This is a genomic window from Bradyrhizobium sp. Ash2021 (assembly GCF_031202265.1).
Taxonomy (GTDB): domain Bacteria; phylum Pseudomonadota; class Alphaproteobacteria; order Rhizobiales; family Xanthobacteraceae; genus Bradyrhizobium.
In genome coordinates this window covers 8,827,547-8,849,558 of the sequence record NZ_CP100604.1, presented here as the reverse complement: position 1 = coordinate 8,849,558, position 22,012 = coordinate 8,827,547, and the positions used below count along the sequence as shown (strand labels likewise).

The 22,012-nt window shown below is 62.3% G+C and carries 19 protein-coding genes; 8 read left to right on the top strand and 11 right to left on the bottom strand.

Going from position 1 to position 22,012, the window contains the following annotated elements:
* Window positions 1-144 precede the first annotated feature (144 nt).
* Together NL528_RS42505 and NL528_RS42500 are read right to left on the bottom strand one after the other, a co-directional pair.
* Window positions 145-375, bottom strand: a complete 231-nt coding sequence (locus tag NL528_RS42505; RefSeq protein ID WP_309180301.1) for a hypothetical protein — start codon at window positions 373-375, stop codon at window positions 145-147.
* A gap of 125 nt (window positions 376-500) precedes the next feature.
* The gene (locus NL528_RS42500) at window positions 501-1,325 is read right to left on the bottom strand and encodes a creatininase family protein (protein WP_309180300.1); all 825 of its coding nucleotides are present in this window, start codon (window positions 1,323-1,325) and stop codon (window positions 501-503) included.
* Between the two features lie 152 nt (window positions 1,326-1,477).
* On the opposite strand from NL528_RS42500, the gene NL528_RS42495 reads away from it, so the two are divergent.
* From NL528_RS42495 to NL528_RS42465, 7 genes are all read left to right on the top strand, one after another.
* Window positions 1,478-2,497 carry an ABC transporter substrate-binding protein gene (locus NL528_RS42495; RefSeq protein WP_309180299.1) on the top strand — a complete coding sequence of 340 codons (1,020 nt, stop codon included), beginning with the start codon at window positions 1,478-1,480 and terminating at the stop codon, window positions 2,495-2,497.
* 5 nt (window positions 2,498-2,502) lie between these two features.
* A complete protein-coding gene (locus NL528_RS42490; RefSeq protein WP_309180298.1) occupies window positions 2,503-3,309 on the top strand; it encodes an ABC transporter ATP-binding protein in 807 nt (268 codons plus the stop codon).
* Window positions 3,306-4,094 (top strand): ABC transporter permease subunit, encoded by a 789-nt coding sequence (locus NL528_RS42485; RefSeq protein ID WP_309180297.1) that lies wholly within the window; start codon window positions 3,306-3,308, stop codon window positions 4,092-4,094. Before NL528_RS42490 ends, NL528_RS42485 begins: the two co-directional genes overlap by 4 nt.
* A complete protein-coding gene (locus tag NL528_RS42480; protein ID WP_309180296.1) occupies window positions 4,094-5,083 on the top strand; it encodes a 2-hydroxyacid dehydrogenase in 990 nt (329 codons plus the stop codon). Before NL528_RS42485 ends, NL528_RS42480 begins: the two co-directional genes overlap by 1 nt.
* Window positions 5,083-5,799, top strand: a complete 717-nt coding sequence (locus NL528_RS42475) for an AprI/Inh family metalloprotease inhibitor (protein ID WP_309180295.1) — start codon at window positions 5,083-5,085, stop codon at window positions 5,797-5,799. The genes NL528_RS42480 and NL528_RS42475 overlap by 1 nt, the downstream gene beginning before the upstream one ends.
* A 163-nt stretch (window positions 5,800-5,962) precedes the next feature.
* The gene (locus NL528_RS42470) at window positions 5,963-6,334 is read left to right on the top strand and encodes a YciI family protein (RefSeq protein WP_309180294.1); all 372 of its coding nucleotides are present in this window, start codon (window positions 5,963-5,965) and stop codon (window positions 6,332-6,334) included.
* 70 nt (window positions 6,335-6,404) lie between these two features.
* A complete protein-coding gene (locus NL528_RS42465) occupies window positions 6,405-7,679 on the top strand; it encodes an RNA polymerase sigma factor (RefSeq protein ID WP_309180293.1) in 1,275 nt (424 codons plus the stop codon).
* Window positions 7,680-7,715: 36 nt separating this feature from the next.
* Here NL528_RS42465 and NL528_RS42460 read toward each other — a convergent pair whose 3' ends face one another.
* The 7 genes from NL528_RS42460 to NL528_RS42430 form a co-directional block, all read right to left on the bottom strand.
* A complete protein-coding gene (locus tag NL528_RS42460) occupies window positions 7,716-9,089 on the bottom strand; it encodes a hypothetical protein (RefSeq protein ID WP_309180292.1) in 1,374 nt (457 codons plus the stop codon).
* Window positions 9,090-9,173: 84 nt separating this feature from the next.
* Window positions 9,174-9,605 carry a hypothetical protein gene (locus NL528_RS42455; protein ID WP_309180290.1) on the bottom strand — a complete coding sequence of 144 codons (432 nt, stop codon included), beginning with the start codon at window positions 9,603-9,605 and terminating at the stop codon, window positions 9,174-9,176.
* A 271-nt stretch (window positions 9,606-9,876) separates the two neighbouring features.
* The gene (locus NL528_RS42450) at window positions 9,877-10,179 is read right to left on the bottom strand and encodes an antibiotic biosynthesis monooxygenase family protein (RefSeq protein ID WP_309180289.1); all 303 of its coding nucleotides are present in this window, start codon (window positions 10,177-10,179) and stop codon (window positions 9,877-9,879) included.
* 211 nt (window positions 10,180-10,390) lie between these two features.
* Window positions 10,391-11,554 carry an ABC transporter permease gene (locus NL528_RS42445; protein ID WP_309180288.1) on the bottom strand — a complete coding sequence of 388 codons (1,164 nt, stop codon included), beginning with the start codon at window positions 11,552-11,554 and terminating at the stop codon, window positions 10,391-10,393.
* Window positions 11,555-11,622: 68 nt separating this feature from the next.
* Window positions 11,623-12,354 carry an ABC transporter ATP-binding protein gene (locus NL528_RS42440; RefSeq protein ID WP_309180287.1) on the bottom strand — a complete coding sequence of 244 codons (732 nt, stop codon included), beginning with the start codon at window positions 12,352-12,354 and terminating at the stop codon, window positions 11,623-11,625.
* A 40-nt stretch (window positions 12,355-12,394) separates the two neighbouring features.
* A complete protein-coding gene (locus NL528_RS42435; RefSeq protein WP_309180286.1) occupies window positions 12,395-13,747 on the bottom strand; it encodes an efflux RND transporter periplasmic adaptor subunit in 1,353 nt (450 codons plus the stop codon).
* Between the two features lie 880 nt (window positions 13,748-14,627).
* Window positions 14,628-17,984: an adenylate/guanylate cyclase domain-containing protein gene (locus NL528_RS42430; RefSeq protein ID WP_309180285.1), complete on the bottom strand. Its 3,357-nt coding sequence runs from the start codon at window positions 17,982-17,984 to the stop codon at window positions 14,628-14,630.
* A gap of 723 nt (window positions 17,985-18,707) precedes the next feature.
* On the opposite strand from NL528_RS42430, the gene NL528_RS42425 reads away from it, so the two are divergent.
* The gene (locus NL528_RS42425) at window positions 18,708-18,908 is read left to right on the top strand and encodes a hypothetical protein (RefSeq protein ID WP_309180284.1); all 201 of its coding nucleotides are present in this window, start codon (window positions 18,708-18,710) and stop codon (window positions 18,906-18,908) included.
* Between the two features lie 27 nt (window positions 18,909-18,935).
* Here the strand turns inward: NL528_RS42425 and NL528_RS42420 are convergent, their stop codons facing one another.
* On the bottom strand, window positions 18,936-21,041 hold the full coding sequence (locus NL528_RS42420; RefSeq protein ID WP_309180283.1) for a hypothetical protein: 2,106 nt from the start codon (window positions 21,039-21,041) through the stop codon (window positions 18,936-18,938).
* Between the two features lie 237 nt (window positions 21,042-21,278).
* On the bottom strand, window positions 21,279-21,992 hold the full coding sequence (gene radC, locus NL528_RS42415) for a DNA repair protein RadC (protein WP_309180282.1): 714 nt from the start codon (window positions 21,990-21,992) through the stop codon (window positions 21,279-21,281).
* Between the last annotated feature and the right edge of the window lie 20 nt (window positions 21,993-22,012).

The following is a 22,012-nucleotide window of genomic DNA, read 5'->3' as shown; positions in this document are numbered from 1 at the left end:
CGGTAGCGAGACTGTAGAACTGACGCGGGTCTAGCACAGTGCAGGCGGATGTCTAGCCGGTTGGAAAACGTATTGCCAGCATTGCCCGGGCTAAAGATGTAGGTAACGCCGTAGGTAACTAACAAAAATCATCAATAAAATCAATTAGACAAACCGGCGAACCCAGACGCAGCGGCGATAGCCACCGTCGTAGTAGTAGCCGTCATTGCTGGCGGCGATCGCGCTGCCGACAATCGCGGCGCCGACGAGGCCGGCGCCAACGCCCCAGCCCCAGCCGATCGGCTTGGCTTGTGCCTGGGTCGTGGTGGACGCGATCGTGCCGGTAACGGCAAGGGCGGCGAGGGCAGCAGCGGCAATCCTGGTCTTGATCGACATGAGAAACTCCATCCGGTTTTAAGCGGCCATGTGGTCCGCATGCCCAGTTGGACGGAGGCTTTTCGATTCCGGTTCGAATCGCGATCGACGATCTCTGGATATGGACTATTCGCCAGTTAATACAGCTACTTAGACGACCCGCGGGGACCGTCCGAAAGCTTCATCACGTCGAAGTTATCGACATCGGCCAGCAATTCGCAGAACGCGCGGGCGCCGTGATCGAGCAGTTGTTCGCCCTTCTCGGCGGTGGCCTGTGTCGCGTCTCCGGCGGCGCCGCTCGGATGGATATCCTGCGCCTGCCACGCGAATGGCGCCGGCCGGTGCGCCGAAAGCCAGCGATAATCCTTTTCCATCGCGATGCTGGCGGGACGAAAATCCGCGATCGCCGCTTGGCGCACCGTTTCCGGATAGCGCGCCAGCATGATCGAGGTTTCGATCGCACCGCCATGGATGCCGTGGCGCAATTCTTCCGCTGCAAACAGTCCCTCCGGCGTACCGAAGCGCGACCAGCTCGTGGTGACTACCAAAAGTCCGTGCTGCGCGCGCAAATCCTGCGCGACCAGCGTCATGGCCGCACTGTTGCCGCCATGGCTCGTCACCATCACCAGCTTGCGGATTCCGGCGCGCGCGACGCTCTCGCCGAGCGCCATCCAGGTCTTTAACGCGACGTCCGTGGGCAGCGTCAGCGTGCCCGGATAATGGAGATGTTCGGTGGAAATGCCGACCGGCTGCAGCGGCAGGAAGGTGGCGGGGATCGTGTCCGCCAGACGTTCCCGCACCCGCGCCAGATAGGCCTCCGCAATCATGACGTCGGTCCCGAGAGGCAAATGCGGGCCGTGCTGTTCGGTCGCCGCCAGCGGCAGCACCGCGATCCAGCGCGCGGGCTCGCTCGCTGCGATATCGGGCCAATGGATATCGGTCCAGTCGCGGGGCGGGAGGGGAGAGGTCATCAAGCGAAGCGTTTCATTGGTTGAATTTGCGAGGTAGTTTGTTAGTCCTTCCGCGGACGTGATCGACGCCTGGGGCGTGATTCACGCCCAGAGGACGTGATCCACGTCCACAACCACCTATCATGGGCCAGAATGATCGACGGAGTCCAACCATGAACCCGGCCTTTTTGCCGCGAGCGTTAACCGCGGCTGTTTTCGCCGTTATTACGGCGCTCGTGCCCGCGCGCGCCCAGACCCTGGACAAGGTCTCGTTCGGAACCAATTGGGTCGCGGAAGCCGAGCATGGCGGCTTCTTCCAGGCCGTTGCCGACGGCACCTACAGGAATTACGGGCTCGACGTCACCATCGTGCCCGGCGGCCCCAACAACAACAACCGGATGCTGCTGACCGCCGGCAAGCTCGACTTCTTCATGAGCGCGAACACGCTGCAATCATTCGATGCGGTCGCCAACAACGTGCCGCTGGTGACGGTGGCCGCCATTTTCCAGAAGGACCCGCAGGTCCTGCTGACCCATCCGGAAGTGAAAGTTACCAAGCTCGAGGATCTGAAGCCGCTGACGCTTTTGGTGTCGAAGGAAGGGATGACGAGCTATTTCCAGTGGCTGAAATCCGAATATGGCTTCAGCGAGAGCAAGGTTAAGCCCTACACCTTCAACTCGCAGCCATTCATCGTGAACAAGCAAAGCGCGATGCAGGGCTATGTCACCTCCGAGCCCTACGCGGTCGAAAAGGCCGCAGGCTTCAAGCCCGGAATTGTCCTGCTGGCCGACTATGGCTTCAACAGCTATTCGACCCTGATCGAGACCCGCCGCGAGATCGTCGACAAGAAGCCCGACCTGGTGCAGCGCTTCGTCGACGCGTCCGTCATCGGCTGGTACCATTATCTCTATGGCGACAACAAGCCGGCCAATGCGATGATCAAGCAGCTCAACCCTGACATGACCGACGAGCTGCTGGCCTATTCCGTCAGCAAGATGAAGGAGTATGGCATCGTCGATTCCGGCGATTCCCTGAAGAACGGAATCGGCGCCATGACCGATGAGCGGATGGCGAGCTTCTTCGACAAGATGGTCCGTGCCGGCGTCGTCCGCCGTGACATCGATTATCGGCGAGCGTACACGCTGCGCTTTGCCAACAAGGCCGTTGGTGTCGATTTGCGGCCGAAGAACTGAACCCGATGGCGGAGTCCACCTTGTCCGAAACCGGCGTCCGCGCGGCGGGGCTCGCGGTGAGCCTGCGTGGCGTGACGAAAATCTATGACAATGGCGTGACCGCACTGGGACCGCTCGATCTCGATGTGGTCAGGGGTGAATTCGTTTCCCTGCTCGGCCCCTCCGGCTGCGGAAAATCGACCGCCTTGCGGCTGATCGCGGGGCTTAGCGCACCGAGTTCAGGCACGGTCAAATTGTCCCGTCGCACGGCGCGCGCGGGACATGCCATCGGCTTCGTCTTTCAGGAGCCGACCCTGATGCCGTGGACCAGCGTGCGGGAAAATGTCCGGCTGCCGCTGAAACTCGCGCAGGCGCCGGCGGGGGAAGCGGATGCGCGTGTCAGCGAGGCGCTGGCGCAGGTCGGACTTGCCGAATTTGCCGACGCCTATCCGCGCGAATTGTCCGGCGGCATGAAGATGCGGGTGTCGCTGGCGCGCGCATTGGTGACCGATCCGGATATCCTTTTGATGGACGAGCCGTTCGCGGCCCTCGACGAGATCACCCGTTTCCGGCTCAACAACGATCTGCTGGCGCTGTGGCGCAATCTGCACAAGACCGTCATCTTCGTCACCCATTCGGTGTTCGAGTCGGTTTATCTGTCGCAGCGGGTGATCGTGATGACGTCGCGGCCCGGACGCATCAGCGCCGAGTTTCGCATCGACACGCCGGAACCGCGGGTCGAGGATTTTCGGATGTCGGCCGGCTATGCCGGCTACTGCCGCGAGGTTTCGCGTGCGCTGGCGCCGTCCTACTCCGGGCTGTCAGGCGCATGAGTTCAACGCAGAACCTTTTCCGCCTGCTGCTTCCCGTCGTCGTGCTTGCCGTGGGCATCGCGATCTGGGAATTCGTGGTCCGCGTCAACGATATTCAGCCCTATGTGCTGCCGGGGCCGCTGGCGGTGTTTCAGACACTGGTCAGCGACTGGCCGGTGCTGTCGCAATCGCTGGGCGTTACCCTGCTGACGACGCTTGAAGGGTTCGTGGCCGCGGCAGCCGGCGGCGTCGCGCTGGCGCTGTTGTTCAATCAATCGAAATGGCTGGAATATTCGCTGTTCCCCTATGCCGTGATCCTGCAAGTCACGCCGGTGATTGCGATTGCGCCGCTGTTGCTGATCTATCTGCAGCAACAGACCGCTGTGATCGTCTGCGCCTGGATCGTGGCCTTCTTTCCGGTGCTTTCCAACACCACGCTCGGACTGAATTCGGTCGATCGCAATCTGGCCGGGCTGTTTCAGCTCTATGGCGCGTCGCGGCTGCAGACGCTGCGTTACCTCAAATTGCCGGCCGCGCTGCCCTTCATCCTCGGCGGCTTGCGGATCGCAGGCGGCCTGTCCCTGATCGGCGCGGTGGTCGCCGAAATCGCGGCGGGGACCGCGGGCGCCGGTTCCGGTCTTGCCTTTCGCATAGCCGAGTCCGGCTATCGTCTCAACATTCCCCGAATGTTCGCGGCGCTGTTGCTGCTCTCGCTCGCCGGGATTGTCATTTATGGTGTGCTGGCGCTAATTTCGCATCTGGTACTGCGGCGCTGGCACGAAAGCGCGCTTGGAAAGGAAAACTGATGACTGCCGGAAATATCTCCTCTGAAAAGGTCGATTTGCTGGTCTACGGGCCGGTCAGGCCGATCCTCGAGAACGGCTTTTCGGACCAGTTCGTCCTGCATATGGCGGAAAGCCGGGGCGACCTCGAGCGATTGACGCCCGATGTGCTGGCCAGGACCCGCGGCATCGCGGTCACCTATCATACGGTGCCGGCCGACAGGACGGCGCTGTCGCACTTTCCAAAGCTCGAGATCGTCGCCAGCTTCGGCGTCGGCTACGACCACGTCGATTCCGCTTACGCGCGCGAGCACAATATCGTCGTCACCAATACGCCCGACGTGCTGACCGAAGAGGTCGCCGACGTCGCGATGGGACTGCTGATTTCGACCCTGCGCGAATTCGTCAAGGCCGACCGCTATCTGCGCTCGGGCCTCTGGCAGACGCAGAATTACCCCTTAAGCGTCGGTTCGCTGCGCGATCGCAAGATCGGCATTGTCGGCATGGGCCGGATTGGCCAGGCGATCGGACGACGTCTGGAAGCGTCACTCGTTCCGGTCTCCTATCACTCGCGCAAGCCAGCCGAAGGCGTGTCGTACAAGCATTATCCCGACCTGATGGAAATGGCGAAGGCGGTCGACACGCTGATCGTGATCGTGCCCGGCGGCGCCGCCACCGCGAAGATGATCAATGCCGACGTGCTCAAGGCGCTTGGGCCGCGCGGCGTGCTGATCAATGTGGCGCGCGGCTCGGTCGTCGACGAGCAGGCTTTGGTCGCGGCGCTGAAGTCGGGGACCATTCTGGCGGCCGGGCTCGATGTGTTCGCCAACGAGCCGAATGTGCCGGATGAATTGAAGGCGATGCAGAACGTCGTGCTGCTGCCGCATATCGGCTCGGCCTCCGTGGTCACGCGCAATGCGATGGATCAGCTCGTCGTCGACAATCTGAAGAACTGGTTTGCCGGCAAGCCGCCGCTGACGCCCGTCGCGGAGACTCCGGTGAAGGGGCGCTGATGTCCGGCGGTCGCATCCGGGTCGCGGTTGCAGCGCCGCTGGCGCTGCTCGCCGTGCTGGGATCCTCGGGATCGCCGGTGTGGTCGCAGGATGCCTCGACCCTGAAAAAGGACATGGTCGGCCAGTGGGAGCTCGCCACCACCGATCGCAGCAAGACCTGCGTCGTCACGCTGAAAAGCGATACGACGGCGCAGGGCCTCAAGCTCGAACTCGAGCCCGGCTGTGCGGCGGCGCTGCCGTTCACCAAGGATATCGTCGCCTGGAACATCAAGGGCCTCGGCGATATCGTCCGGCTGCAGAGTGCCAACGGCGAGGCCGTGGTCGACTTCACCGAAGTCGAGAGCGGCATCTTCGAGGGCTTGCGCACCGGTGAGGGCGTCTACATCCTGCAAAACCTCGCGGCCGCCCGTTCGCTGGCCAAATCGATGGACCAGATGATCGGCGACTGGTCGATGGTTCGCGGCAACGGCCAGGCGATCTGCGGCCTGACGCTGACCAACACCGAGGCCAGCCAGGATAATTTCCAGGTCTTTCTGAAGCCGAAATGCGATGCCGCGATCTCGGCTTTCGCACCGACGCAATGGCGGCTCGATCATGGACAGATGCTGTTGATGTCGGCCAAGGGCGAGACCTGGCAGTTCGAGGCGGACGACAACGCGCAGTGGCGAAAAGTGCCCGACAGCGCCGATCCGCTGATCATGGTCCGGGGGCAGTAGGCGCACGGACGGTTCAGCCGGCCGATTCGGGCATTCTCCCGGGAACCGGGGCGAAATTTTTCCGAAACGCATGTCGATCTGGCCCAGGCTGGATCGTCGATCCCAATAGCGAGACAGTTTTGCGGTAATAATTGCCGCGGCTCGCCTCAACAGGAGTTTTTCCATGCGCTTCATGTCGATCGTCACCTCGCCCCAATCGCCCGGAAACCCGACACCGGCTCTGCTGGAGGCCATGCACAAGCTCGCCGACCGCGAGATCAAGGCCGGCCGGATGGTCGATACCGGTGGCTTGATGCCGCTCGCCACCGGTGCGCAGGTGCGTATCAAGGGCGGTGACCTCAGCGTCGTCGATGGTCCCTTCGTGGAAGCCAAGGAAGTGATCGGCGGTTACGCGATTTTCGAGCTGCGGGACAAGGAAGAGGCCGTAGCGCTCGCGGTCGAGTTCATGCAGCTCCACAGGGATCATATGCCGGGTTGGGAGGGAACCTGCGAAGTCCGCGCCTTCGCCGGATTTGCCGGCCAGCCCGCGGAGTAAGGGACCGCATGCGAGGTCAGCATCATCGCCGGGCCTTGAGACGATCCTCCCGCAGGCGATGTCGGCGGCGATGACGGCCGCCGACGTCCATCGCACGATCCTCGCGGTCTGGCGCATCGAGCAGCCGCGGCTGATCACGGGCCTGTCGCGGATGCTGCGCGACGTGCCGCTGGCCGAGGATTTGACCCAGGAAGCGCTGCTGGCGGCGCTCGAACATTGGCCCGCGACCGGCGTGCCGGAACAGCCCGGCGCATGGCTGATGGCGACCGCCAAACGCCGGGCGGTGGATCATTTGCGCCGCGGCCGGATGCTGGCCCGCAAGCACGGCATGGTCGCGCTCGATCTGGCGCAGGAGCAGCAGGCGATGCCGGATCTGGACGCGGCCCTGGACGATGATATCGGCGACGAATTGCTGCGGCTGATCTTCACCGCCTGCCATCCGCGATTGTCGCGCGAGGCCCGCGCGGCGCTGGCGCTGCGCATGATCTGCGGCCTGACCACCGAAGAGATCGCGCGCGCCTTCCTGCTGTCGGAGGCGACCATCGCCCAGCGCATCGTGAGGGCGAAGCGGACGCTCTCGGAATCCGGACTGGCTTACGAAACCCCGCGCGGCGAAGAACTTTCGGAGCGACTCGCGTCGGTGCTGGAGGTCGTCTATCTCATCTTCAACGAAGGCTACACCGCGGCGCGCGGCGAGGAGTGGCTGCGGCCGCAGCTCTGCAACGATGCGCTTCGCATGGGCCGTGTGCTGGTCAGGGTCGCGCCACTTGAAGCGGAAGCCCACGGCCTGCTGGCGTTGATGGAGCTGAACGGCTCGCGCATCGCCGCGCGCACCGACCAGGCCGGCGATCCCATCCTGCTGATGGATCAAAACCGCGGCCTCTGGGACCGGCTGCAGATCCGCCGCGGCATGCTGGCGCTAAAGCGCGCGCATGAGCTCGGCGGCGCCGGCGGCTTCTACGCGTTGCAAGCCGCCATCGTCGCCTGCCACGCCGGGGCGAGTACACCGGAGGCCACCGACTGGCCGCGCATCGCGGGACTCTATGGCGAACTCTCAGCGCTGGTGCGTTCGCCCATCATCGAACTCAACCGCGCGGTGGCGGTCGGCATGGCCGACGGCCCGCAGGCCGCGCTCGCGATCGTGGACGCGCTCGCGCACGAGCCCGCGCTAAAGGCCTATCATCTGTTGCCGAGCGTGCGCGGCGACCTGCTGCACAAGCTCGGCCGCCACGACGAGGCGCGCGCGGCGTTCGAAGCGGCGGCAGAACTTGCCGGCAACAAGCGGGAACAGGAGCTGCTGAAACGCCGCGCCGCCGAGGCAGGCGCCGCGGCGATATCGTCATGACCCGTTGATGCGCGACGCCGCATGCCTGGCCGGAGGCTACGGCCCCGCAAGGCTCCGCAGCGTCGCCATGCTCGGCAGCAGGCCATAGGCCGTCCCGCGCGTTACGATGAACTGCGGCAGGCTTGGAATTTTGATCGGATTGCCGTTCGGAACCGGAATCGTGAACGACGGGTCGCTGGCGGGTGGCGGGATGCGGTTGGCGATCAGGGCGTCCTGCGTATCCAGATTGGGGGAAAACACGTCGCTGAAATTATTGACGTTGATCCATGAATAGAGCTGTTCGAACTGCCCGGCCAGCGCGCCGCACAGGAACAGACCAATCAGGCCGCGCTCGCCGTCGTAGTCCGGCGGTGCCGGCGGCGCCCCATACGGCATACCGCGGCGTAACAGGCGCGGCACCGGTGTGTCGGTGCCGGGGAATGTCGGCTCGTCGCGCGGGTTGGCCACGCGGGAATGCGCCGAGAACGGACATTTCACCGCGGCGGTGTCGCCCGAATAGCCGAACTTGGTGGCGTCGCTGGTCTTGGGATCCGGCGCTTCGGGTGACAGGATCAGCGGCGAGCCATTGCGCCAGCGGCCGACCAGCTTGGCCGCCAGCCATTCCATGGCCTGATCCTGCGAGCCGCCGATCGCCGCGACGATTTTGGGCGCGCTGTTGGCGAGAAATTGATCGAAAGCTTTGACGTCCTGATAGAGGATGCGGAACGCGTTGTAGCACCCGTCCTTGGCAAATTTGCCTGCAGCCCCGGTTTCCGGTCCCGGCGAGAATGCCGATCCGGGGTAGCCGATCAGAAAATTGTTGGCGTCGCTCGGGTCGGTGGACGCGGGATCGGCCGGCCAGCCGAGCGCGGGATTATCAATTCCGTCGTGGTAGCCGAAGTGAATGAAGTCCTTTAGCGGTGCATATTCTTCCAGCCGGCCGCTCCCCGACTTGAGCGGCAGGAACTCGCTCACGCCGTTGGCCTGGGCGGCCTGCGACACGGTCGCAACCAGGCTGTCGAGCGCGTCGGCAGTCATCCCGTAGACATGGACGATGCAGTGGATGGCGTCCTTGGCGTAGCCGTTCCACCACAGGCTCGGATCGCTCGGGCCGGTATCTCCCAGCGAGGCCTGCGACCCCTGTGACCAGGGCCCTTGCTGAAACTCGGTCGGGAATTGACCGGCCAGCGCAGGTTCGAACGTCAGGATGCCGTTGTAGGTGAGCGAGATATTGAGCATGCGCGCCGGCTTGGCGTCGCCCCAGTCCTGTGCGGATTGAACATAAGGGAGCAGCGCGCGGATCAATCCGGCGGCGCCCGGCTTCCCTGCGAAAGTGAACAGCATGTGGCATGAATAGGGATGCGTGTAGCCGCGCAGGATCATGCCCTGTACATTGCGCGGATCGGGCGGTGGCATCGGGGTGTTGGTCATGCGAAGTCGCTTCCTGTGTCCGTCATCAACCGGTCACGCCGACCGGGGCCTCGATGCAGTCACGGGCGGGACCCGCAATGCCCATTACGCCGTCTGCGGGAGCGCGCCCTGGATCTGCCGGACCGTTTGCGGATAGGCGCCATAGAGATCGCTCGGATTATTGAGATTGTTGTTGTTGATGAAGTTCTCGAATCCGGTCAGGTCGGTGACCGGCGGATTGGGTGGATTGAGCGCAATCGCAGCCAACCCCGAGAACACCTTCTGAAGCGCGCCGTTGTTCCAGAAGAATTTGAGATAGGGATTCATCGGTCCATCGAACGTCGTGATCAGGCAGATCGCTAGAATCCCGGTCCCGCCGGGATTGGGAATCAGCGCCAGGCGCGCGTAGTGGACGATGTGCGAACCGTCGAGTCCGTGCTGGACGCTGGACACGAAGTTGGCATAGGCGAGCTTGGCTTCGGCTTGCGTGATCGGATCCTGCTTGATCGGGACGTAGAGCGTGAGCGGATTAGCCATCGGTGTGCTCCCATGAGTCGGACATGACGTGATCGCCGGTTGGACCGGTGGCCTGACGCGACACGCCATTGCGCGTGCAACTCCGGGACCGCGGATTATCTTAAGGTTGAATGTGTCAGTGATACAATTACAAGTCAAGTTGACGAAGGCCGGTTCTTGTAAAGAAAACGTGTGAGAACAAAAGTTGGAGCCCCGATTCTGATTCGATCAGAATCGGGGCTCCAGGCGGCGAAGCCGATTTGTCGCAAGACGTCGGAGTCAGGCTCTGAGGTCAGATGAACCGGAACTGGGACCGCTCGCGCTTTGCCAGCCTGGGAACCGCCTGGCCGACGATGATGTTCTTGAAGTGCTGGGTTTGCTGATGATCCGCGAAGGCGGCCTCTCCCGCGAACACCTCGTAGAAGAAGAATTCCCGCGGCTTCGATATGTTCTGGTGGATCTGAAATTCCTTCACGCCCGGTTCCTGCTGCGCCTGCGGCAGAAAATCCTTCAGAAGGTTTGCAATCGCACCTTCCTCGCCTGGATTGGTTTCCCAGAACGCGGTCACGACCAGGTTTTGATTCGACGCTGCCATTTTTTTCTCCTGTGAACATCCAGCACCGGTCCGATTCCGACCGGCGGATGAACATCATCATGGCGATTTTTTCGACAGGAATGCTTCGATAGTCGTCGAATTGTTATATCGAGGCCGGAATCGGGACCGGCGCGGCGACCGGAGCGTTGGTCACGCGGCTCTTCTCGTCGAACAGTTTAAGAGGATGGACATCAGAGTTCAGCCCTCGCATCTATTCGAAGCGTAAAGCCACAATCGGATCAAGCCGCGCGGCCCGATGGGCCGGATAGAGGCCAAACGAAATTCCGACGAACCCTGCAAATCCACAAGCCAGGATGACCGCCCAGGGGCTGATCAGGATCGGCCAGCCAGCTTTCCAGGCGATTGCGACCGCTGCGGCGGCTCCCAACGCCGCGCCCACCAGCCCCCCGATCAGCGCCAGGATCAAGGCTTCGATCAGGAATTGCCATCGGATATCGCGGCGGCTGGCCCCCACAGCCATGCGCAAGCCGATTTCGCGGGTGCGTTCGGACACCGAAACCAGCATGATGTTCATGATGCTGATGCCGCCAACGACCAGCGAAACCGCGGCCACCGCGATTAACAGAATTCCGAGGGTCCGCACGGCGGCCCCGCGTGCAATCAGGACATCCGCCGGATTCTCGATCCTGAAATCGCTGGGGGCATCCCCGCGAATGCGATGCCGCTGCCGAAGCAACGCCTCGATCTCGCGTTCCATCTCCGACATCGCGGTCGCATCCGACACCTTGATCGAGATGAAATCCAGTGCTTGGCGGGTCGTGCCGCGCACGGCGCCGAGCACGCGGCTCTGCGCAGTCGACAGCGGAATGAACACGACATCGTCCTGGCTGCGGCCAGCTGCGCCCAACCCCTTGTTGTCCAGCACACCAATCACGGTGAATGGGACGTTGCCAATCCGAAATGTCTCTCCTATTCCCGCACGCCCATCGAAGAGCTCCTCGATGATCACCGACCCCACGATGGCAACTTTGGCTCCGGATGCGATCTCCTCGCCCGTGAAGGATCGGCCGTTGGTAACTTGCCATTCGCGCGCCACCAGATAGTCGGCATTAATTCCAGCCACCAGCGTCACCCAGTTCCTGTTTGCGGCCACGAGGGGCATGGAACGAGACAGCAGCGGGGCCGCGACCTGCGCATCCACCAGTTCGCGGCGGATGGCCGCGGCGTCCTCTTCGGTCAGCGTCGGCTGTGTTCCGGATTCGAGCCTCGCTCCCCCGGCGTTTCGGGCTCCGGGCATGACCAGCAGGAGGTTGGCTCCAAGTGTGCGGATCTTCTCCGAAACTTCCGCTTGTGCGCCGGCTCCCACCGATACCATGCAGACCACGGCTGCGACGCCAACGACGATCCCAAGCATGGTCAAGGCGCTCCGCAGTTTGTTGACGCGAAGCGCTCGGGTGGCGATTCGTAAACTCTCCAGGGGACTCATTGGGAAGAATCCAACGGGATGGCGTTCAGGAGCGAACGCTTGCCGGATGTCACGGCGTCCTCGATGATTCGCCCATCGTGCAGGGTGATCTGTCGCCGCGCGCGATCGGCGACTTCGGCGGCATGCGTAACCATGATGATCGTATGACCATCGCGATGAAGGCCCTCGAACACCGACAGAATCTCGTCGCTGGTGCTGCTATCCAGTGAGCCGGTCGGTTCGTCGGCCAGGATGAGGGCAGGATCGTTCACCATTGCACGGGCAATAACAACCCGCTGCTGCTCTCCTCCCGAAAGTTGATTCGGCCAATGATGACTGCGGCCAGCCAAGCCTACGCGGTCAAGCGCATCTTTGGCTGTGCGACGTCGTTTGGCGCGAGGAACGCCGGCGTAAACAAGAGGAAGTTCGACATTTTCCAGCGCGGTTGCCCGCGGCAGGAGGGCTGGCAGTTGGAATATGAAGCCGATGTCTTTTCTCCTGATGGCCGCGCGCGTGTCCTCGCTCAGCCTTGCAGCTTCCCGGCCCCTTAGCGCATATTCGCCGGAATCCGGCCGCTCCAGGAGGCCCAAAAGGCTCATCAAGGTCGACTTCCCCGAACCCGAGCGGCCGCGGATTGCAACGAACTCGCCGTGCTCGATCGAGAGCGACACGTTTGATACCGCATGGATGATCGTCCCCCCGGAGGGATAATGTTTTGAAATTCCAATGGTCCGGACCAGCGGCGGCATCCCAAAATCCAGTTTCAAAATCCAACCTTGGAATCCAACCTTAGAATCCAAGACGAACGCCGAAATAGCCCCTCTGCTTCTGCGAGTTCGCAATCCCGATGATCACTTGCTGGCCCTCGTTGAGCGCGCCTTCCAGCAGCGCTGCGCTGCTGTCGTCGCTCGCGCCGAGCCTCACGGCAACCGGGTCCGGTCGCCCGTCCTCGCCCACCAGCCACACCGTCGCGGGCGCCTTGGAGGAAGCGGCTTGGTTCGCACTCGGGTGAGCCGACGCAGGACCGGCGCCGTTCGGCCGGAAGCGCAGGGCCTGGCTCGGAATTTTGAGAATCTCGCCGGTATTGCTCACCATGATCCGCAGCTGCGCAGTCATTCCCGGCAACAGCAAGAGGTCCGGATTCGGCGCGGACACGACGGTCGTATAGGTGACGACGTTTTGCACGACCTCGGGAGCCTTGCGGATCTGTAGAACCCGTCCGCTGAAGGTTCGATCCGGATAAGCGTCCACTGTGAACCGGGTCGCCTGGCCCGGCTTCAACTGCCCGACATCGGCCTCGTCGATTTTGCCGTGGACCTCCATCTCACGCAGATCGTTCGCGATCTTGAACAATGTTTTGGCTTCGAGGCTGACGGCGACGGTTTGTCCCGGATTGACATCCCGCTTGATGACGATCCCGTCAATCGGCGCGCGGAGGACGGTACGTTCGAGATCAAGCCCCGCCTGATCGAGCGCCGCCTGCCTCTGCTCGACGACAGCCTCGGCATTCTCGAGATTGGCCTCGGCCATGTGCTTTTCTGCCGCCGCAATCGCAATGGCCTCCTCCTTCATCCGGATCTGCTCGAGGGAACCGCGCAGGTCGGCAGCCCCGGCATCGCGCTGAGCTTGCGCCTGACTCAAGTCTCGCTCTGTTCCGCTTCCGGTGCGCGCCAGCTCGCGCTTTCGCAGGAGGTCTCTCTCCACTTCATCTTGCCTGGCCTTGCTTGCCGCCGACTGTGCCTCCGCCAGTTTCCTGGCGGTCTGCGCATTCGTCACCGCGACTGTCGCTCGTTCCAGCGCAGCCTTTTCCACTTCGGCAGTCGCCCTCGCCACCCTCAGTGCGGCTTTGGCTTCACTGACGCGGGCGGCAAAGATCTCCGGATCGATCTGCGCGATCGGCTGCCCGGCCTTCACGGTATCGTTGAAATTGACGAACACTTGCGCAATTCGCCCCGACAGTTGCGAACTGACATCGACGCTGACAACTGCCTCGATTGTGCCGCTGGCCTTCACCAAAGTAGAGATGCTGCCGCGTTCGACCGGCCCGGTGAGGAAGGTCTCGGGAGAGCTTCCCTGGCTGTATGTGTAGCCAAGGCCCGCAGCCAGCGTGCTCAGCAGAATGGCCATCGCGGCGAAGCGCATGGGGTGTCACCCCCTATCGTACCCCTGCACGGAGGATCAAGTACGCTTGATAGCGTAGCGTCAGCCTAACCGAGCCCCGCGCTCTCCAAGGCTACTACGGCACTTGGTGCGAGCAAGCGACGTCGTATTGGGAAACGGCGGCCGTGGAATTGGCGTGCGCTAACGATGCTGTGTCCGGATTTCCCGCATAGACGGTGCCTGCCTGCCCATTTGGGTTGAACGGCGACCCTTGCGCTGCCATAGCGGCCCCCGGAGTGTTAATACCAGCACCACTGGTGGTACAGCTAAAACCGTGATTGGAGCCGTGCTGACCTGTCGTGGGATTTTGGGCAGGTTTGGTGGGCGGACCGGCGCCCAGCACTACGCCCGCCGACGGAAGCACCAGACAAACGCCGATGGTGAGAGAGGCTAACACGTGTTTCATCTCTGCACTCCCTTTCAAGATTATGTTGCGCATTGGAGACAGTAATTTGGAGAATTACGTAGAGCGTATTGGCCAACGCTCTAACTTGCGCATTGACCATCGCCGTCCAGGCGGTGGGGCTCGATCGCTGCCAACAAAAACACCGGAAGGGCGCAAAATTTCCCGAGCTTCCCGATTTTTTTTGAGACTCCCGGACATTTTCTAAACTGGGATTTAGATTCTGACAGAAGTATCGGATTAAAGCGTTGCGCTCTTCGTAAATACGCTGCAGTGCGGGACAACAGGGTGAACAAGGCCTGCCGAAGCGGCGCGCCGCCGAGGCGGCTAACGCGGCGATGTCATCAAGGGCGCCATCCCATATCCCGTCTTTGCAATAGGCCACTCCGAGGTGACTAAGATCTATGACCGACTTGGTGCGCCAGATCCCGGTTCGGGGAAACTGCAGTCCAACTCAGGTCACCGCAGCTGGTCGAGCAAAGCCCTTGTCTGCTTTAGATCTTGCGTGTCGAAGCCCTCGCTGAACCAGGCGTGGATCGGCGCGAGAAGATCGAGCGCTTCCTCGCACCTGCTCTGATCGATCCACACCGCGGCAAGGTCCCCTGCAGCTCGAAGTTCAAGGGCTTTGGCGTGTTGGCTTCTTGCCGTGGTCAAGGCCTGGTCGAGCAGTGACAGCGCCTCGGTCCTGGCGTCTGGTGCGCCGCGGACGAGCAGCGCGCGCGCCTTCAGCCGATACAATTCGGCCTCAAATATCCGTTCGCTGTTACGGCGGGTTGTAGCGAGGCCCTGCTCGATCAGTTCCAGGGCAGCCTCGCATTTGTGACTAGACAAAAAGGCCGGACACAAGAGCACGTAAAGTGCCGTGATGCCCAACTGATAACCCGCGCCACGATATTCATCCAACGCAGCCCGGATTTCCTCGAGGGCGCTGGATGAAGGGTCAAGCAAGGTCACGCATATGCCTCGGATGGCGTGTGCCAATCCGCGCCATTGCCGGAATCCGTGTTCCTCCGACAAGGCAAGACAGCGTTCGGCATAGCCTTGCGCAGTCAATAGCTCACCGCGCAGAGCGTGGAGAATAGATGCATAATAACAAGCATACGCCTGGGAATGCGGATGACTGATGGCGTCGGCACGCTGAATGGCGCCGTTCATTCGTGTGATTGCCGTATCGGCGTGGCCGAGCAGCCAGAGAGGCCACGACATCAGAGCGAGGCCGGCCACGCCGGCATCCTGACCGGCTGCACGCGCCGCCAGTCTATCCTGCTCGCTGCTCGCGTCGAACGCCTCGACGGCCCGCTCGATCGCTTCGCGGGCACCGAGGAGATTTCCCATGAAAAGGCGAATCATTGCCTGCCCGCGCATCGCGTTCAACAACGCTGGACGATCATCGTGCGCTTCGGCCAGATGAAGCAGGGTCGCGATCGTTTCCTGGGCCAGCGGCAATTCACCGCGAATGACGCTCGCGGTGGTCAACCAAAACATGACCTGAAGATGCTCGGGGGGATCTCCGAGGCGCTCGCACAGCTCACGAGCGCGGGCGAACGTCGCCACCGCCTTGTTCGAGGCGGGCCCTTGGGTAGCGATCAAACACGGCCCCAGAGCGAATTGGAAATCAAGTTCCAGCCGGTCCTTTGGTGCGCCATCGGGCAAATGAGCCGAGGCCTCGATACCTCGTTGCGAGTGCGCGATGGCCTCAAGGTTGGCGGAGCGCATGGCGGCCTTCTTGCAGGCCTGCAGCCAATATCCCTCCGCCTCTTCGAACAGTCCGGCCTCTGTGAGATGGTGCGCGAGAGTTTCGGGTTGAGCCTCCACAATTTCCGGGAACCGTTGCTCGAAAGCGTCTGCGATCGTGGCATGCAGCGCTGCGCGTCGGCTCTTCAGGAGTCCCGAGTAGGCAGCGTCTCGCACAAGCGCGTGCTTGAAGGTATAGATCGCGTGAGGTATCTCGCCCCGGCAGAATATCAACTCCGACCGAACTAATTGGGCGAGCGCCTCCTCAAGCCTCTCTCCAGGCAACCCGGCTATGGTGCTCAGCAGTTCGTAAGAGAACTCGCGACCCACCACGGCGCCGATCTGAGCCACCTCCCTCACCGGCGCCAATCGGTCGAGCCTCGCCATTAGCGATGCGTGCAATGTGGTCGGAATTGCCATCGAGGGCAGCGGACGGTTGAGCACGTAGTGGCCCTCCTGCTCCTCCAGCAATCCGGTTTCGAGTACCGTCTTGGTCAGCTCTTCGACAAACAGGGGCACGCCATCGGTACGGGCGAGAATCTGATTCATCACCTCCTCGGGCAGCGTCTTGCCGGCCGTGACGCGGTCGATTAGCTCCGCCCCATCGTGCCGGCTCAGGCGTGTGAGCGAGACCGTCGTCACATGCGCATGACCTGGCCAGGGCGGCGTGAACTCTGGCCTCGCGGTGATGAGCAGCAGCACTCGAAGCCGCGATACCCGTTCCAATGTAAGCGTGAGCAGCTCGAGCGAGGTCGGGTCCGCCCAATGGACATCCTCAAAGAGGAGGAACACTGGCAGCTGCACCGCCAGGCCATTGAGCTGAGCCAAAAGCGCCGCCAACGTCATCTCCTTGCGCTTCTGCGGGCTCAGATCCGGTAGGCGGTAGCGGTCACTGGGTGGCAACGATAGAAGGCTCGCGAGAAGTGGCAACGTATGGTCCGCGTCAGAGCAGGATTGCGCGAGCAGAGCTTCGAGCTTGGCGAACTTTTCTGCCGGCGCGTCGCTTCGCTCGAACCGGGCGGCCCGTTCGAGTTGGCCGATGAATGGGTACAGCGCACTGTTGGTGTGGTGTGCCGAGCAGAAATAGCGCAACCTTATGTGTGGTTCGGCCTGGAGCCTTTCTTGCAGCGCTTGGGCAATGTGCGACTTCCCGATGCCCGGTTGTCCGGTTAGCAGCACAACACAACCTTCGGCCTGCGCGGCATGCCGCCAGCGACGCAGTAGCAACTCGATTTCTTCGTCACGCCCGATTAGCGGTGTCAATCTGGTCTTGTGCTGCGCCTCGAAGCGGCTTGCCACTCCACTGGTCCCAAGGACCTGCCAGGCTGGTACCGGTTCCGCCCAGCCCTTGAGCGCGACGGGGCCGAGATTGCGGAATTCGAAATGCCCCTCGGTGAGCCGGTGCGTACTCTCGGAGATCAGCACCGTACCGGGCTCGGCGAACGCCTGCAGGCGAGCAGCCAGGTTCGGCGTCTCGCCAATGACCGCCTGCTCCCTAGCAGCGCCTTCGCCGATCAAATCACCCACGACCACCGTGCCGGTGGCGATGCCAACGCGAACCTGTAGATTGGTGCCGATATCTGTCCGGAGGTTAGTCACGGCGTCGACCAGCGCCAGCCCCGCGCGTGTCGCCTGCTCGGCATCATCCTCATGCGCCTGGGGATAGCCGAAATAGGCGAGCACGCCATCGCCCAGGTACCGCGCGATGACGCCCTCATTCCGGGCGATAACCTCGGCGATGGAGGCATGATAGGCGCCGATTACCGCCCGCAAGTCCTCCGGATCAAGGCGGACTGAAAGGGCCGACGAGCCCACCAGATCGCAAAACATGACAGTGATTTGGCGCCGCTCAGCGGCGTCGCGCGGCGCAGGTTGGGTGCCGGCTTGTGTTCGTAGAACGTCCCCCTTCAGTTCTGCGATCGCGCGCAGCATCTTGCGTCGGTGCCCAAGCAGGACGCCGAGATCCTTGAGGTCCTGCTCCGTAAGATCGCAGACGACCGAAAGGTCAATGGCGTTCTCGCCGAAGCGCTGGGCGTACTCTCCCAAGCCGATCGATGCTAGCCACTCTGCAATACCTGTCATGGTATACCTATGGCTTATGCGATGAGAATATCACATTGGAGAGGCTTGCGAAGGCACATCTGTCGACGGGAGCGCCGATCGCCGGACTTCTCGCCCAATGTAAAACAGTGGCCCCGGCGAAAAGTGGACGCTGCCAAGCGCGATGTCTGTTAGGAGTCAATCGCGTCATTTTGGTCGTTGGCCGACGACTTCCGGTCTTCCCCCGGGAGCGGACACCGTTACCGTCGGTCGGCATGTCTCAAAAGTGCCAAAAGCGGCGGTATCCGGATCGAACAGAAGATTTCTGCTTGGCCCCAAAAAAAGCCTACCCGAAAAACGCTTCGGCTCAGCCGCCGCGCATCAATGTCGCCGAGCGACACCGCGTCCCGGATGTCGCGCACGCTGTGGAAGCCGCTGCGCATTAGACGAGTGGCGGAAAACCGGATCTTGTGGAGCCTGTCATCGGGCGCGCATTCGCGCGCTCCGTTACCTGGTCCGGCCACACTTGCTCTTGCCTTGACCGAACAGGGCTACGTGTTACCCGACGGCGGACTGGCAAAACTAGAAAATGATGAAGTTGCTGAAGTGCCACTCCGCGTTAGGAGCGCTCGCTGGGCTCGTGTCGACGGAATGGCCGAGGACTGCGTCGTGCCCCGCGGCCACGTGGGGATCGTTCACAAGCGCGGTCAAGTTGCTGTGCGCAGCATCCCCGTCCATTGAGGTCCCGGCTTCCGGAATTTGCGCATGCTGCCGGAAAGCAAAAGCATCGTTGCCAACGCCTCCAACCATGACCGATGGGGCGACCGGTCCGCCGGTCGAGGCTGCCGGCGCGGCTGCGAAATGAAAATTACGGAAGCATCCATCGCCACGGCGCGAACGACGACGCAGCCGCCGCGGATTCGGATGCGGTTGCAGAAGCGGATGCGTGCTCAGATGCGGACGTGAACTAGGATGCCTGGGTGCGGAAGCGGATCAATGTTGCGGTCTGGTCAGGATCGAGTCCTGCCCGCAGCCGGTGCCGTTGGACACGGCCGCCATGATCTGACCGGGATCGATCCGGCCCGTGTTACCGGCCATATACTGGTTCAGCAGCGCAAAGCTTTGGCTTGCCAGGGACGCCATGGCCTTGCCGGTCGCAGGCGCAGAATCCGTCACGGGGCTCGTCTGCGGCAGGGAGATAGGCGCGGCGCCGGTGACCCCGTCCAGATGCTGCTGCAGCAGCGCAAAGCCCTGGTTTGCCAGGGACCCTATCGTCGCAGGCCAAGGATTCTTCGCGGCGATCGCCTGCGGCTCGGTGGTCGCCACGGTGCTGGCAGCCTGATCCTGGCTCAGCCATGCAAAGCCTTTGCCTGCCGGGAACGCCGTGGCCGTGTCGGTCGCAGGCGTGGGATCCGTTGCGGCGATCGTCTGCGGGGACGCCGTGGTCGCATCGGTCGCAGGCGCAGGATTCGTCACGGTGGTCGTGTGCGGCGACGTTGTGGTCGTGCCGGTCGCAGGCCGAGGATCTGTCACGGTGATGGTCTGCGACGCGGACGGCGATGACGGTGTCGATGGTGACGATGACGACGTCCCTGAGGAGGTTGACGACGATGACGTCGCGACCTGGAGACCGGAGAACGTCTTCACTGCGCCCGCGAGGTTCGCCGCGGCACCGGATGCATCATGGATGCTCGCGCCGTTCGCAAGATTGACCCCGGTGATGGCGAGCGCCGAGGTGTTCGTGTTGGCCGACGCGACCGTGGTGCGGAAGGTGAGCGAGCTCGTGCCCGAGCCACCGACATAGATGGCCGTTCCGCCGTCATTAAGCCTCAGTGTAGGCGTGCCAGTGACTTTCACGGCCTCGTTGAAGCCGAGCGTCAATGTGGTGGTATCGCCGGCGTGTTCGATTCCCGTCCCCGGTGAAGCGGAGACCTGCGTCACTGTCGGCGCGAGCGATGACCCTGTCGTCGCAGGTGCGGATGTGGACGGGTCGCCAAAATACTTCGCCCACGCCGCAGCCTCGAGCGGCTTGTGGTCGGCGGAACTGGCGAAGTGATATTGTCCGCCGGAGTTCGAATTCCAGATGTTCACAAAGCTGACCCTAACCCCCGATCGATGCAGCGTGTCCGCCAGCCATTGCACGAATGTCGGATTGTCGGTGAGGCCCGCGCCGTCATGGGTATTGCCTGCACCGGTCTCGGCAATTGCCAATGGCTTGCCGGTCGATTTGGCGAGATCAATCAGTTGTTGAAGCGTGGTCGCATGGCCCACGCTGCCATCGAGTGACCATTGGTTGGAGGCCGGGTAGGTATAGTAATGCTCAAGGTTGACCGGATCTGCCGCCCATTGCTGGACGCTGGTGTCGTAGACTGGGTGGGACGAGTTGAGAACTTGCCCGCTCTTGTCCCAATCATACAAATGTGTCGGCGAGCCGTAGGGAAACACATCGCCATAGACGTCGGCGGCGATGATATCGACATACTGGTTCCCGGGGTAAGCCGTCTCGATGACGTTGCCGGCGTGGCTGTAATTCACCACGCTCGGATTCCAGGCCACCTGGACGTTCACGCCCTCGGCCTGGCCCGCGGCATGCAAGACCGTGTAGATGTGCTGGAACGCCTTGACCCAATCGGCGCGTGTCGCGGCGTCGCCGCCGGCATAGGACGGCATGGTGTCGATATTCATCTCCCAGCCGGGCCGCCAGATCTGTGTCGTGAAGCCTTTATCGGCCCAGGCCTTGACCATGTCCTTCAGGACGGAATCGTATTTCCCGGTCGCGAAGTCCTTGTAAAACTGATCAGGCGTTCCAGAGCCTGACGCCGTCGAGGTCATCGGCAACCCGATCACCGGCGTAACACCTTTAAGCACGGGCGACTGTGCCATCGAGGCTGCATTCCAGCTCGCCTGACCAACCCAACCCGAGATGGGCAGGCGCTGATCACCATATTGGTCGAGAAACTGCGGCCTGGTCTTCATCAGGTCTGAGAAGGCGTTGAAGTTTCCTTCGAAACTCGCCTCCTCGTTCGAATCAAAATAGTTCGGGTTCCCGACAAAGACGCCGAGAGGAAACGGCGTTGCGCCGGTTGTGTTCTGAGCCATGTCTTGCTGCCTCTGTTTTCTTTCATCCGTCTTAAGCCGCGATTGCGAAATAGTCGTGTCGCCTCCCGACACCCAATCGCCGCGAATCCGCCACGCACCTGGCAGTTGCCGATGCAACTATGGAGATGCTGATGCGGAAAGGACATCAGGGAGCAGCTATACCTCGGCGAAAACCCGGAACGTCCGTTCTGGGGTCAAAGTGAGAAGTGGCGTGCCGGGCAAATGCTTGCCCAGGCGTCAGATCAGCTTCAATCCCTTCAGGCTCGCATGCCCGTTCTTGCCGACGATGATGTGGTCGTGCACGGAGATGCCGAGCGGCATGGCGATATCGATGATCGCCTTGGTCATCTGGATATCCGCCTGCGATGGCGTCGGATCGCCGGAGGGATGATTATGCACCAAAATAAGCGCAGTCGCGGATAGTTCGAGTGCGCGCTTGATTACCTCGCGCGGATAGACCGGTGTGTGGTCGACGGTGCCGGTCTGCTGCACCTCATCCGCGATCAGCCGGTTGCGCTTGTCGAGAAACAGCAGGCGGAACTGCTCCTTGTCGGCGAACGCCATGCCGGTGCGGCAATAGTCGATCACGTCGTTCCACGACGACAGCGCGACGCTCCGCTTGATCTCGCCTTTGGCAATCCGGTGTGCGGCGGCCGCGATCAGCTTGAGCTGGTTGATCGAGGCTTCGCCAATGCCGTCGATCTCGCGCAGCCGCGCCACCGGCGCGTGGATGACTTCGGCGAATGAGCCGAAGGTCTTGAGCAGGGTTTTGGCGAGCGGCTTGGTGTCGCGCCGCGGCAAGGCGGGATACAGCGCCATCTCCAGCAGCTCATAATCACTGAGCGCATCGGGACCGGCGGTATGGAAACGCTCGCGCAGCCGCTCGCGATGGCCGTGATAATGCGGCTTTTCGTCGGGCTGGCTCGTGGGTTCGCTGGTCCTGGCGGGCATCGGCACCAAGCATGCCGTGC